We start from the raw sequence: 12,900 nt of genomic DNA on the forward strand, positions 1-12,900 counted from the left end.
AGGGGGACAGGACCGGACGAAGAACCCCGTAATGTTGTGCGTGTGACCGTGAACGCTGATACCCACGCCGTCGCCAAGGCGACCTGGCGAGACCTGCCCGCGGCGCAGCAGCCCGAGTACCCCGATGCCGAGGCTCTGCGCGATGTGATCGCGGACCTCGAGTCGTATCCTCCGCTCGTCTTCGCCGGCGAGTGCGACCAGCTGCGCGCCCGGATGGGAGCCGTCGCCCGTGGCGAGGCGTTCCTGCTCCAGGGCGGCGACTGCGCCGAGGCCTTCGACGCCGTGTCCGCCGACCACATCCGGGCCAAGCTCAAGACGCTGCTCCAGATGAGCGCCGTCCTCACCTACGCGGCCTCCGTGCCCGTGGTGAAGGTCGGCCGCATCGCCGGCCAGTACTCGAAGCCCCGCTCCAAGGGCACCGAGACCCGTGACGGGGTGACCCTGCCGACGTACCGAGGCGACTCGGTCAACGGCTTCGGCTTCGACGAGAAGTCCCGCATCCCGGACCCCGAGCGCCTGAAGCGGATGTACAACGCCTCCGCCTCCACGCTCAACCTGGTGCGCGCCTTCACCACCGGTGGCTACGCCGACCTGCGCCAGGTGCACGCCTGGAACCAGGACTTCGTGAAGTCGTCCCCCTCGGGCCAGCGCTACGAGGCGCTCGCCCGCGAGATCGACAACGCGCTGAACTTCATGAAGGCGTGTGGCACCGACCCGGCCGAGTTCAAGGCCGTCGAGTTCTACGCCTCCCACGAGGCGCTGCTGCTCGACTACGAGGGCGCCCTCACCCGTACGGACTCGCGCACCGGCAAGCTGTACGACACCTCCGGCCACATGGTCTGGGTCGGTGAGCGCACCCGCCAGCTCGACCACGCCCACATCGAGTTCGCCGCGCGCATCTCGAACCCGATCGGCATCAAGCTGGGCCCGACCACCTCGGTGGACGAGGCGCTGACGTACATCGACCGTCTCGACCCGGACCGCGACCCGGGACGGCTGACCTTCATCGTCCGCATGGGCGCCGACAAGGTCCGCGACAAGCTCCCCGAGCTGGTCGAGAAGGTCACCGCCTCCGGTGCGGTCGTCGCCTGGGTCACCGACCCGATGCACGGCAACACCTTCGAGGCCGCCTCCGGCCACAAGACGCGCCGCTTCGACGACGTGCTCGACGAGGTCAAGGGCTTCTTCGAGGTCCACAAGGCGCTGGGCACCCACCCGGGCGGCATCCACGTCGAGCTCACCGGTGACGACGTCACCGAGTGCGTGGGCGGCGGCGACGAGATCTTCGTCGACGACCTGCACCAGCGCTACGAGACGGCCTGCGACCCGCGTCTCAACCGCAGCCAGTCCCTCGATCTGGCCTTCCTGGTCGCGGAGATGTACCGCGATCAGTAAGTAGGTACCTACGACGATGGGGCGCGGATCGATGTGATCCGCGCCCCATCGTCGTATCCAGGGCTTTTACGGTCCCGCGTCGCCGGGTAAGGTTAGGTTAGCCTAATCGATCACGGCGGGAGGTGAACCGCGTTGTACGTCTGCTCATGCTTCGGCGTTACGGAGAAGCAGGTCAAGCAGCATGCCGACGCGGGCGCCTGCACGCCGCGCCAGATCGCGTCGGCCTGCAAGGCCGGCACGGACTGCGGTTCCTGCGTCCGTCGCATTCAGGCCATTCTCGGTCGGGGCAACTGCCCACGACGTGACCTCGTGGACCAGGGCATGCCCGCCCTGGCGGCCGACGTCGTCGAGCCCGAGGGGCTTTCCGAGGCCGCCTGAGGCCTCCGGAGCGCCGGCCGGGCTGTCAGCTGGGCTGCTCGATGAGCGTCGAGATGTAGAGCGCCTCACCCAGGGACTCGATCAGCTCCAGCTGCGTGTCCAGGTAGTCGATGTGGTGCTCCTCGTCGGCCAGGATCTCCTCGAAGAGGTTGGCGGACGTGATGTCCCCCTTGGCCCGCATGACCTCGATCCCGCGCTTGAGACGGTCGATCGCCTCCACCTCGACCTGGCGGTCCGCCTGGAACATCTCGGTGAGGGTCTGGCCGACCCGTACGTGGAAGAGCCGCTGGTAATTGGGCAGGCCGTCGAGCATCAGGATGCGCTCGGTCAGCTTGTCCGCGTGCTTCATCTCATCGATGGACTCTTCGCGCGTGTATTTGGCGAGCTTCGTCCACCCCTTGTTGTCCTGGATGCGGTAGTGCAGCCAGTACTGGTTGATGGCCGTCAGCTCGCCGGTCAGCTGCTCGTTGAGGAACTCGAGGACCTCGGGGTCGCCCTGCATCGCAGAGGCTCCTTCCACGTTGCGTGTCTACGCCGTCACTGGGCAGGATGGCCGCATCCTCGCACCCCGAATGGGGGGCGTCCAGTAAGTGCAGGCTTAGTGGGAGTTGCCCGGATCCTGCCCGGTGGGACGTCGCTTGGTCATGACCACCCCTCGCCGTCTGTCACCATGGATGACATGGGTCAGCCGGAGAGCGGAGTACACCGGGAAGCGGGGCAGCCGGATCGTTCACCGGACCTTCCGCCTGGTCAGCGGCTCCAGCGCGGCTGGCCGGTCACCCATTACGGGCCCGTCCCCAAGTTTAAGCCGGACCGCTGGGAGTTCCGCGTCTTCGGCGCGACGGCCGACGGTGACAAGCGGTGCTGGAACCACGAGGAGTTCTCGGCCCTTCCGTTCTCCACGGTCGAGGCCGATCTGCACTGCGTCACGAAATTCAGCATGCTCGGGGCCGAATGGGGTGGCGTCCCGGCCCGTACGGTGCTGGAGCTCGCCCCGCCGGCGCCGCAGGTCACCCATGTGATGGTCTGGGCCGAGTACGGCTACAGCGCCAACATGCGGCTCGCCGACTTCGCCGGGGACCGTACGATTTTCGCCACCCACAAGGACGGGGAGCTGCTCACCGCCGAGCACGGTTTCCCGCTGCGCCTGGTGGTCCCGCACCTGTACGCGTGGAAGGGCCCCAAGTGGGTCCGGGGCGTCGAGTACATGGCCGCCGACCGCCGGGGCTTCTGGGAGGAGCGGGGCTACCACAACCTCGGCGATCCCTGGACGGAGCAGCGGTACTCGTACCAGGAGGAACCGGGAGACGGCCCGGAGCTGTAGGCCCCGGACCGTCCGTCGGTCTGTTTTCGCCGTTCAGTGGTGGTACTGGTGGACCACCGCGTGGCCCTTGCCGCGGCCGATCATCCACTTGTTGACCGGCGTGGTGATCACGAAGGCGGCGGCGAGCGCGATGGCGAGCACGATCCAGAAGAACGCCTCGTCGAGATGCGCGTCCATGGCGCCGGGCCAGAGGGCGATGATGCCGTTGTCGATGATCTCCATCACCGCGATGGAGAGGGTGTCGGCGGCGAGCGCCACCTTGAAGGCCGTCTTGAAATCGACGCCGGCGGCCAGGATGCCGCGCAGGGTGAGCGCGTAGCCGAAGAAGAAGGCCAGGATGATCGCCAGGATCATCGTCTGCGTGTTGCCCCAGCCGAGCGCGGTGCCGATGACCATGCCGAGGATCTCGCCGATGGCGCAGCCGGTGAGGCAGTGCAGTGTGGCCTTGGCGGCCATGGACCAGGAGACCTTGCCGGGGGCGTGGTGAGCGCCGTGCTGGTCCTGGTGGCCACCGTGCTGCTCCTGGTGACCCTCGTGGGTCTGGTGGGTCTGGTGGCCTTCGAGTCCTGCCGTGTGGTCGGCGTGACCCTCGTGTCCGGTGTGGCCCGCGTGACCCTCGTGGCCCGTGTGGGTGCTGTGGTCGTGATGGGCGTGCGCGTCGTGCTGCATCGGGTGCCCCCCATGGTCGGGTAGCGGTTCCTGCCGTTGCAAGAACCGTATACCCCCCTGGGGTATTCCTCAACGGGAAACCGTGTCAGTCCCTCAGCTTCTTGAGCAGCTCCACGTCCGCGAGGTGACCCGCCGTGCCGCCGGGCGTCTCGATGATCAGCGGCACGCCCTCGGTCGCGGGGTGGCGGAGGAGGTTCCGGAACGCGTCCTCGCCGATGTGACCCACGCCGATGTTCGCGTGCCGGTCCTTGCGGGCGCCGACGACGTCCTGGGAGTCGTTGGCGTGGATCAGCTTCAGCCGTCCCTCGCCCACGGTCGCCACCAGCTGGTCGAGCGTCTGCGCGGCGCCGTGCGGACCGGTCAGATCGTGGCCGGCGGCGAAGATGTGGCAGGTGTCGAGGCAGATCCCCAGCTTCGGATGACGGTCGAGCGCGTCGAAGTACGGTCCGAAGTCCTCCGCGCGCGAGCAGAGCGAGAAGCCCTGCCCGGCCGTCGACTCCAGGAGCAGATCCGGATCGTCCTCGTGCGTCAGCTCGTCGAGCAGCGGCAGCAGCAGCTCCCGCACCTGCGCGAGCGCCACCGCGCGCGTGCGGCCCCCGGTCGCCGAGCCGGTGTGCACCACCACGCCCTTCGCGCCGATCTCGCGGCCCCGCCGCAACGAGTGCCGCATCGACTCCACCGACTTCTCCGCGGTGGCCTCGGTGTGGGAGCCGAAGTTGATCAGGTACGGGGCGTGGACCCAGGCCGAGATCGACTCGGCGGCGCACTCGGCGCGGAACCGTTCGTCCTGGGCGGGGTTCCCGGGCGGGGTGGCCCAGCCGCGCGGGTTGGCGACGAAGACCTGCACGGTCTCGGCGCCGAGCTCACGGGCGTAACCGAGGCCGACCGTGGCGAGGCCACCGGCCACCGGGACATGGCCACCGACGGGGTTGCGCATCAGTTTCTACAGTCCCTTGATCGTGATGGTGACGACGGAGCCCTCGGGCGCGGTGGAGCCGCCCTCCACGGACTGGCTCGCGACCGTGTTGCCCAGGTAGGGGAAGGACTTCTTGATCTCCACCTCGAAGCCCTCGTCCTCCAGGGCCGTACGGGCGTCGTCGACCGACTCGCCGGTGACGTCCGGGACCTCGACGAGCCGGGGGCCCTTGGAGACGGTGAGGGTGATGGTGTCGCCCTCGGCGGCCCGGCTGCCCTCGGCGAGGGACTGGGCGGCGACGGATCCGGCGTCCTCGGGCGAGTTGATCCGCTCCGGGGCGACGACCACCTTGAGCCCCTCGTCCTGGAGCAGGGCCGTGGCATCGGCCACGGTCTCGCCGGTGACATCGGGGACGTCGATCGGGGAGCCCTTGCTGACCACCAGGGCGATGGCCGAGTCGGGGGCGCGCTCGGTGCCGGGCTCGGGGTCCGTACTGATCACCGCGCCCTGGGCGACCGAGTCGCTGAACGCACTGGTGATCACCCCGGCCACCAGGCCCTCCTTCGCCAGGGCCCGCTTGGCCTCGGCGAGTGGCTTGTTCTTGAGGTTGGGCACCTTCACGATCTCGGGGCCCCGGGACAGGGTCAGGGTGACCGTGCCGTTGTCCCGAAGACGCTCGCCGGGCGCCGGGTCGACGGCCATGACGGTGCCGCGCTCGTACACGTCGCTGAACGCGCGCTTCGTCGTGCCGACCTCAAGACCGGCGTCGGTGATCCGCTCGGTCGCCTCGGTCTCCGTCTGACCGAGCACGGCGGGGACCCGGGTGAACTGGCCGGAATTGATGTACCAGACGCCGGTGCCCAGGCCGAGGGCGAGCAGAACGCCGAGGACGAGGAGCAGCGGGCCGCGCGGGGGCCGGCGACGACGGCCGGGCGCGGGCGGCTCAGGGGCCGGAAGCCGGTTCGTGTGCAGCACCTGGTGCGCGTCGGTCTCGGCCGGTACGGGCCGGGCGATCACGCTGGTCCGGTCGTCCGTGGTGTCCCGGACCTCGGACCGCGCCTGCGGGGGTACGGCGTCCAGCTGCTCGTCGCCGAGCGCGGCGCGGGCCTCCCGGAGGAGGGCGAGCAGGGCGACGGCGTCGTACGGGCGGACCTCGGGGTTACGGGCCGTGGCCGCCGCGACCAGCTCGTCCAGCTCCAGGGCGAGCCCGGGAACGGTCGCCGAGGGGGCGGGCACGTCCGTGCTGAGGTGCTGGTAGAGCACCTGGGCGGGGGTGTCGCCCGAGTGCGGCTTGCCGCCGGTCAGCATCTCGTACAGGACGACACCGCACGCGTACACATCGGCGCGGGTGTCGGCGGTGCCGTGCTCGATCTGCTCCGGCGCCAGGTACGAGACGGTGCCGAGGACCGAACCGGTGGTGGCCGTCGCCGAGCCCACGGCCCGTACGAGACCGAAGTCGGCGACCTTCACCCGGCCGTCGTCCCCTATCAGGACGTTCTCCGGCTTCATGTCCCGGTGCACGAACCCGGCCCGGTGCGCGGCGCCGAGCGCGGCGAGCACCGGCTCCAGGATGTCGAGCGCGGCCCGGGGCGCGAGGGCGCCGCGCTCGCGCAGGACGTCGCGGAGGGTGCAGCCGGCGACGTACTCCATCGCCAGATAGACGTACGCGCCCTCGGCGCCCTGGTCGAAGACGCCGACGACATTCGGGTGGGAGAGCCGGGCGACGGACTTCGCCTCGCGGATGAAGCGCTCGACGAAGGCGGCGTCCGTGGCGAGGGCGGGGTGCATCACCTTGAGCGCGAGGACGCGGTCGAGGCGGGTGTCGACGGCCCGGTAGACCGTGGCCATCCCGCCGACGGCGATGCGCGCGTCGACGCGGTAGCGGCCGTCGAGCAGCCGCCCGACGAGGGGGTCCTGAAGGGTCGTGTCCACGGCGTCGAGTCTACGAGGGGGCGGGCGGGGCCTTGGCCGGGCGCCCACGACTGCGACGCACCTGTGACGAGCACCGCACGCCCGAACCGGGCCTCGACCCCACGCACCCGCCGTACGAGCCGGGCCCGCCGCCGTGTGTGCCGCACGCTGCCCCCGCTCGGGGCGGGGGTGGGAGTCGGCCCGGCGGAACGGAGATCCACGGCGGGGTGGGTGGGGGCCCACGCGCGGGGCGTCGGTCCGCGTGCGGGTCAGAAGGCCGGTCGTTCCGGGTCCAAGGCCGCGCGGCCCGTCGTCGGCGACGACGCCTCCGCGAAGTGGCGGCGGGGGATGCGACCCGCCCGGTGGGCCAGGCGCCCCGCCTCCACCGCGTGCCGCATCGCCGAGGCCATCAGGACCGGCTCCTGCGCGCGGGTCACCGCCGAGGCGAGCATCACCGCCGCGCACCCCAGCTCCATCGCGAGCGCCGCGTCGGACGCCGTGCCCGCGCCCGCGTCGAGGATCACCGGCACCCCCGCCCGCTCCGTGATCAGCTGGAAGTTGTGCGGGTTGCGGATGCCGAGCCCCGAGCCGATGGGGGAGCCGAGCGGCATGATCGCCGCGCAGCCGACGTCCTCCAGCTTGCGTGCGAGGACCGGGTCGTCGTTGGTGTAGGGGAGGACGGTGAAGCCGTCGTCGACCAGCGTCTCGGCCGCTTCGAGGAGTTCCTCCCCGTCCGGCAGCAGGGTCCGCTCGTCGGCGACGACCTCCAGCTTGATCCAGTCGGTGCCGAGTGCCTCGCGGGCCAGGCGGGCCGTGAGGACGGCCTCGCCCGCCGTGTAGCAGCCCGCCGTGTTCGGCAGGACCCGGATGCCGAGCCGCTCCAGGACGGAGAGGACCGAGCCCTGGACGGTCGGATCCAGGCGGCGCATCGCGACCGTCGTCAGCTCCGTACCGCTGGCGACCAGCGAGCGCTCCAGGACGTCGAGGCTGGGCGCCCCGCCGGTGCCCATGATGAGGCGCGAGGAGAACTCCGTACCCCCGAGGGTGAACACGTCGTCGGACATCGCGCTCAGCCTCCCTGGACCGCGGTGAGGACTTCCACCCGGTCGCCCTCGCCGAGGAGCGTCGTCTCCCATTCGCCGCGCGGTACGACCGTCTCGTTGAGGGCGGCGGCGACCCCGGAGTGGGCCGTCGTCAGGGTGGTGACGAGGGCGTCGAGGGAGAGGGGGCCGGAGAGCACGCGCGGTTCTCCGTTCACGGACACGTTCATACGGGCTGCTCCTGACGTACGGGAGGAGTACTGGAAAAACGGCGGGGGGTGAAGGGGCGGGCCTCGTCGGGGAGGACGCCGGTGGTGAGCACCTCGGCCATGACGTCGCCGGTGACGGGGGTGAGCAGGACCCCGTTGCGGTAGTGGCCGGTGGCGAGGTGCAGGCCGGGCAGGGCGGTGGGGCCGAGCATCGGCGCGTTGTCGGGGGACGCGGGGCGCAGGCCCGCGAGGGTCTCGGTGAGCGGCAGTTCGGTGAGCCCGGGGACGAGTTCGTGGGCGTCGCGCAGCAGCTCGTACACCCCGCCCGCCGTGACCGTGGTGTCCCAGCCCAGTTCCTCGCTGGTGGCGCCGACGACGAGTTCGCCGTTCTCGCGGGGCACCAGGTAGACGTGGCTGCCGCGGACGACGGCCCGGACGGTCCGGGAGAGGAAGGGAGCGTACGGGGGCGGTACCCGCAGGCGCAGTACCTGGCCCTTCACCGGTCGCACCGGCGGCAGGACCTCGTCCGGTACGCCCGCGAGGCGCCCGCTCAGGCTGCCCGCGGCGAGGACGACCTGGTCGGCCGTCAGTTCCTCGCCCCCGGCGAGCACGACACCGCGCGCCCGGTCCCGTACCACCGTCAGGTTCTGCGCGAGGGCGCGGTGGAAGACCACCCCGGCGCGTTCGCAGGCGACGAGGAGCGCGGCGGCGAGCCGGCGCGGGTCGACCTGGTGGTCGCCGTCCACCCGGAGTCCGCCGCGCACGCCCGGGGCCAGCATCGGTTCGAGGCGGCGGCACTCGCGGCCGCTGAGCCACTCCGAGGTGAGTCCGCAGCGGGTCTGCAGGGCGTGCAGCTCGCGCAGATGGGCCCGGTCGTCGGCGTCGAGGGCGACGGCGAGGGTGCCGCAGGCGCGGTAGCCGACGTCGAGGCCGGTGGCCTCGGCGAGTTCGGCGACGAAGTCGGGATAGCGCCGGGCGGAGGCGAGGTTGAGCCCGAGGAGGGTCTCCTCGCCGTAGTGGAGTTCGGTGACGGCGGCGAGCATCCCGGCCGCTACCCGCGCGGCGCCGCCGCCCGGGTCCGGGTCGACCACGGCGGTGCGCAGTCCGCGCCGCGCGGCCCGCCAGGCCGTGACCAGACCGATGATGCCGCCCCCGACGACGAGGACATCGGCCCGACGGACATCGGCCCGACCGGCGTCGGTCCTGCGGACGTCGGCCCGATCGGCATCCGTCCCGAGGACGTCGGCCTCACGGACATCGGGTACATCGGTATCGGACGCGTCGGTTTCGGACACATGGACATCGGAAGAACGCATGGGCGTCCAGCCCCTCCCTTCGCCGGCATGACCCGGATCAGGTTCGTACGGTCGGAGGCCGTCCCAGCCTCCCTCTCAGCCCGGTGCGTCCGGGCTCCCGCGAGTGCTTTACGCCCGACACCCTAGCTTCCGCGTCCGGGGGGCCGTAGACCCCTCCCTTCCTGACGGTCCGTCAGATGCGTAAGGTGGTCGGGTGAGCGAGCAGAAGCAGGCACAGCAGCACGTCGTGATCGTCGGCGCCGGGATGGCGGGCGTACAGACCGCCGTCGCCCTGCGCGAACAGGGCTTCACCGGCCCCGTGACCCTCATCGGGGCCGAGCCCCACCAGCCCTACGACCGGCCCCCGCTCTCCAAGGCCGTCCTCCTCGGCAAGGCCGAGGACTCCGCCTTCGACGTCGACTTCGAGGAGCTCGGCGTCGAGCTCCGCCTCGGCCTGGACGTCACCGGACTGCGCGCCGCCGACCACGAGATCGACACCGAGGCCGGGCCTGTCGGATACGACACCCTGGTCGTCGCCACCGGCGCCCAGCCGGTCACCCTGCCCGGCACCGAGGGCGTCCCCGGAGTCCATCTGCTGCGCACCCTCGACGACGCCGTACGCCTCGGGCCCGTCCTGGAGCGCCGCCACAGCGTCGTGGTCGTCGGCGCCGGCTGGATCGGCGCCGAGTTCGCCACCGCCGCGCGCGCCGCCGGCTGCGCCGTCACCGTCGTCGAGGCCGCCGACCGCCCCCTCGCCGGAGCCCTGCCCGCCGAGGTCACCGCCCCCATGGCCGAGTGGTTCGGCGAGAACGGTGCCGAACTCCTCACCGACGCGCGCGTCCGCACCGTCGAGCCCGGCGCACCGGGCCGCGTCGTCCTCGCCGACGGCCGCGAGCTGCCCGCCGACGCCGTCGTCGTCGGCATCGGCGCCCGCCCCGCCACCGACTGGCTCGCCGGCTCCGGTATCGCCCTCGACCCGAGCGGCGCCGTCACCGCCGACGAGCGGCTGCGCACCAGCCTGCCCGATGTGTACGCCGTCGGGGACTGCGCCTCCTTCCCCTCCGCCCGCTACGGGCGGCGCCTCCTCGTCCACCACTGGGACAACGCGCTGCAGGGCCCCCGCACGGTCGCCGGAGCCATCACCGGGGCGGACTCCGGACCGTACGACCCCGTTCCGTACTTCTGGTCCGAGCAGTTCGGCCGCTTCGTCCAGTACGCCGGTCACCACGCGGACGCGGACGAACTGCTCTGGCGCGGCGACCCGGCGGAGGAGGCCTGGTCCGTGCTGTGGCTGCGCGCCGGGGTGCCGGTCGCCCTCCTCGCCGTCGGCCGTCCCCGGGATCTGGCCCAGGGCCGCAAGCTCATCGAGACGGCCACCGCCCTCGACCCCACGCGCGCGGCGGACCCCTCCGTACCCCTGAAGGCCGCAGTCCGGTAGGGCCCGACTACCGGCTGTCAGTCCGGGATGGCAGGCTTGTCCTGTGACCGAGATTGACGTAAAGATCGATGCGCTCGTCCCCGCCTGGCTCTATGTGCCCGACATCGCGGAGATGCTCGATGTCGAGGTGACGCGCGTGCGGCAGCTGATCAAGGAAGGTCAGCTCATCGCCGTGCGCCGTGGAGAGAACAACGCCCTGCAGATCCCCGCCGCCTTCATCCAGGGCGACAAGATCGTCAAGGGCCTCGTCGGGCTCCTGACCGTGCTGCGGGACGACGGCTTCACCGACGAAGAGATGCTGGAGTGGCTGTTCACTCCGGACGAGAGCCTGCCGGGCACGCCCGCGCAGGCGCTCAACGAGAATCGCGGCACGGAGGTGAAGCGCCGCGCCCAGGCGCTCGCCCTCTGACGCCCGCACGCACCGAAGACACCACCAGCGGGTGCCACGGCGACCGGCCCCCACGGGCCGGCCGCCGTGGCACCGGCGACACCGACGGGGGGAACCCACCCATGCCCACGCCTCGTGAGCGGCTCGCCGACGCCCGGCTCTACCTGTGCACCGACGCCCGGAAGCGCCAGGGCGACCTGCCCGTCTTCCTCGACGCCGTGCTCTCCTCCGGCGTGGACATCGTGCAGCTCCGCGACAAGGGCATGGAGGCCGGTGAGGAGTTGGAGCACCTCGCCGTCTTCGCCGAGGCCGCCCGCCGGCACGGCAAGCTCCTCGCGGTGAACGACCGGGCCGACGTCGCCCACGCCATCGGATCCGACGTGCTGCACCTGGGCCAGGGCGACCTGCCCGTGCCCGCCGCCCGCGCGATCCTCGGCGGCTCCGACGACGTACTGATCGGCCGCTCCTGCCACGCCGAGACCGAGGCGGCCGCGGCCGCCGTCGAACCGGGCGTGGACTACTTCTGCACCGGGCCCTGCTGGCCCACCCCCACCAAGCCCGGACGGTACGCGCCGGGTCTCGACCTCGTGCGGTACACGGCCGGCCTGGCCCAGGACCGCCCGTGGTTCGCCATCGGCGGCATCGACGAGACGAATCTGGACGAGGTCCTGGACGCGGGCGCGCGCCGGATCGTCGTCGTCCGGGCGATCACCGAGGCCGACGACCCGGCCGCCGCGACGGCCGCCCTCGCCAAGCGGGTCCGGGAGCGCGCGGGGATCCAGGGAATCTGAGGGCCCGCCCGGCGGGCCCTGCGAGGTGCCCGCCCGGGGGTTCCGGCCTCTCCGCCGGGGCCCTGAGGCGTCCGGTGGCTCGTCCGGCGGTCCTCCCGGCGGATCCTCCAACGATCCACCCGGGCGCCTGTCCGAAAAGGTGTCCATTCAGCGGACACCGTTTACGCCGCTCCCCGCGCCCCGTCTAACCTGCCGGTATGGCCCTTGGAACCGCTTCCGTCCGTTCGGACCGCGCCCGCACGGTCCGCGAGATCCTCGCCTCCGGCGGCACGTCGTACTCCTTCGAGTTCTTCGCGCCCCGGACCGAGAAGGGCGAGCAGGGCCTCTGGAACGCGATGCGCCGCGTCGAGGCGGTCGGGCCGAGCTTCGTCTCCGTGACCTACGGCGCCGGCGGCACCACCCGCGGCGGCACCGTCAAGGCGACCCAGAAGATCGCCTCCGACACCACGCTCACCCCGGTCGCGCACCTCACGGCCGTCGACCACTCGGTCGCCGAGCTGCGCAACATCCTCGGCCAGTACGCCGACGCCGGCATCCGCAACATGCTCGCGCTGCGCGGCGACCCGGCGGGCGACCCGCTGGGGGAGTGGGTCGAACACCCCGAGGGCGTCAAGTACGCCGCCGACCTCGTCCGGCTGATCAAGGAATCGGGCGACTTCTGCGTGGGCGTCGCCGCCTTCCCCGAGATGCACCCCCGCTCCACCGACTGGGACAAGGACATCCGGCACTTCGTGGACAAGTGCCGCGCCGGTGCCGACTACGCGATCACCCAGATGTTCTTCGACCCGGAGAACTATCTGCGGCTGCGGGACAGCGTGGCCAAGGCCGGCTGCGAGACCCCGATCATCCCCGAGGTCATGCCCGTCGTGAACGTGAAGACCCTCGGCCGACTGCCCCAGCTGAGCAACGCGCACTTCCCCGCGGACGTGAAAGAGCGCATCCTCGCCGTCAAGGACGATCCCACCGCTGTACGCTCCATCGGTATCGAGTTCGCGACGGAGTTCTGCGCGCGGCTGCTCTCCGAGGGTGTCCCCGGACTGCACTTCATCACGCTGAACAGTTCCACCGCGACGCTCGAGATCTACGAGAATCTCGGACTGCACCAGCAGTCGTGACCGGTCGTACCCGCCCCGACCCGCGGCGGTG

The 12,900-nt window shown here is 71.5% G+C and carries 14 protein-coding genes and 1 riboswitch; of the genes, 7 read left to right on the plus strand and 7 right to left on the minus strand.

Annotated elements, in window-relative coordinates; genetic code table 11:
• The first annotated feature begins 42 nt into the window (after positions 1-42).
• Complete coding sequence (locus OG259_RS30030) at positions 43-1,395, plus strand: class II 3-deoxy-7-phosphoheptulonate synthase (protein ID WP_328945096.1); 1,353 nt, start codon at positions 43-45, stop codon at positions 1,393-1,395.
• A 132-nt stretch (positions 1,396-1,527) separates the two neighbouring features.
• Positions 1,528-1,773: a (2Fe-2S)-binding protein gene (locus OG259_RS30035; RefSeq protein WP_266890921.1), complete on the plus strand. Its 246-nt coding sequence runs from the start codon at positions 1,528-1,530 to the stop codon at positions 1,771-1,773.
• A 25-nt stretch (positions 1,774-1,798) separates the two neighbouring features.
• Here OG259_RS30035 and bfr read toward each other — a convergent pair whose 3' ends face one another.
• Positions 1,799-2,275, minus strand: a complete 477-nt coding sequence (bfr, locus tag OG259_RS30040; RefSeq protein WP_030314454.1) for a bacterioferritin — start codon at positions 2,273-2,275, stop codon at positions 1,799-1,801.
• 177 nt (positions 2,276-2,452) lie between these two features.
• On the opposite strand from bfr, the gene OG259_RS30045 reads away from it, so the two are divergent.
• A complete protein-coding gene (locus OG259_RS30045) occupies positions 2,453-3,097 on the plus strand; it encodes a sulfite oxidase-like oxidoreductase (RefSeq protein ID WP_266890918.1) in 645 nt (214 codons plus the stop codon).
• A 33-nt stretch (positions 3,098-3,130) separates the two neighbouring features.
• Here the strand turns inward: OG259_RS30045 and OG259_RS30050 are convergent, their stop codons facing one another.
• From OG259_RS30050 to thiO, 6 genes are all read right to left on the minus strand, one after another.
• Positions 3,131-3,766: a DUF4396 domain-containing protein gene (locus OG259_RS30050; protein ID WP_328945097.1), complete on the minus strand. Its 636-nt coding sequence runs from the start codon at positions 3,764-3,766 to the stop codon at positions 3,131-3,133.
• 85 nt (positions 3,767-3,851) lie between these two features.
• A complete protein-coding gene (locus tag OG259_RS30055; RefSeq protein WP_328945098.1) occupies positions 3,852-4,703 on the minus strand; it encodes a deoxyribonuclease IV in 852 nt (283 codons plus the stop codon).
• Positions 4,704-4,709: 6 nt separating this feature from the next.
• A complete protein-coding gene (pknB, locus tag OG259_RS30060; RefSeq protein ID WP_328945099.1) occupies positions 4,710-6,614 on the minus strand; it encodes a Stk1 family PASTA domain-containing Ser/Thr kinase in 1,905 nt (634 codons plus the stop codon).
• 248 nt (positions 6,615-6,862) lie between these two features.
• A complete protein-coding gene (locus OG259_RS30065) occupies positions 6,863-7,657 on the minus strand; it encodes a thiazole synthase (RefSeq protein ID WP_328945100.1) in 795 nt (264 codons plus the stop codon).
• A gap of 5 nt (positions 7,658-7,662) precedes the next feature.
• The gene (gene thiS, locus OG259_RS30070; RefSeq protein ID WP_328945101.1) at positions 7,663-7,863 is read right to left on the minus strand and encodes a sulfur carrier protein ThiS; all 201 of its coding nucleotides are present in this window, start codon (positions 7,861-7,863) and stop codon (positions 7,663-7,665) included.
• Positions 7,860-9,158, minus strand: coding sequence for a glycine oxidase ThiO (gene thiO / locus OG259_RS30075; protein WP_328945102.1), 1,299 nt, complete (start codon positions 9,156-9,158; stop codon positions 7,860-7,862). Before thiO ends, thiS begins: the two co-directional genes overlap by 4 nt.
• Positions 9,156-9,269: riboswitch (TPP riboswitch) on the minus strand. Its footprint overlaps the gene before it by 3 nt.
• 133 nt (positions 9,270-9,402) lie before the next feature.
• On the opposite strand from thiO, the gene OG259_RS30080 reads away from it, so the two are divergent.
• The 4 genes from OG259_RS30080 (at position 9,403) to metF (ending at position 12,869) form a co-directional block, all read left to right on the plus strand.
• Complete coding sequence (locus OG259_RS30080; protein ID WP_443052148.1) at positions 9,403-10,575, plus strand: NAD(P)/FAD-dependent oxidoreductase; 1,173 nt, start codon at positions 9,403-9,405, stop codon at positions 10,573-10,575.
• 43 nt (positions 10,576-10,618) lie between these two features.
• Positions 10,619-10,984: an Rv2175c family DNA-binding protein gene (locus tag OG259_RS30085; RefSeq protein WP_030219572.1), complete on the plus strand. Its 366-nt coding sequence runs from the start codon at positions 10,619-10,621 to the stop codon at positions 10,982-10,984.
• Between the two features lie 101 nt (positions 10,985-11,085).
• On the plus strand, positions 11,086-11,754 hold the full coding sequence (gene thiE / locus OG259_RS30090; protein ID WP_328945104.1) for a thiamine phosphate synthase: 669 nt from the start codon (positions 11,086-11,088) through the stop codon (positions 11,752-11,754).
• Positions 11,755-11,951: 197 nt separating this feature from the next.
• On the plus strand, positions 11,952-12,869 hold the full coding sequence (metF, locus tag OG259_RS30095) for a methylenetetrahydrofolate reductase [NAD(P)H] (protein WP_266890899.1): 918 nt from the start codon (positions 11,952-11,954) through the stop codon (positions 12,867-12,869).
• Positions 12,870-12,900: the final 31 nt, after the last annotated feature.

It is taken from the genome of Streptomyces sp. NBC_00250 (genome assembly GCF_036192275.1).
In the GTDB taxonomy this organism is placed as follows: Bacteria; Actinomycetota; Actinomycetes; order Streptomycetales; family Streptomycetaceae; genus Streptomyces.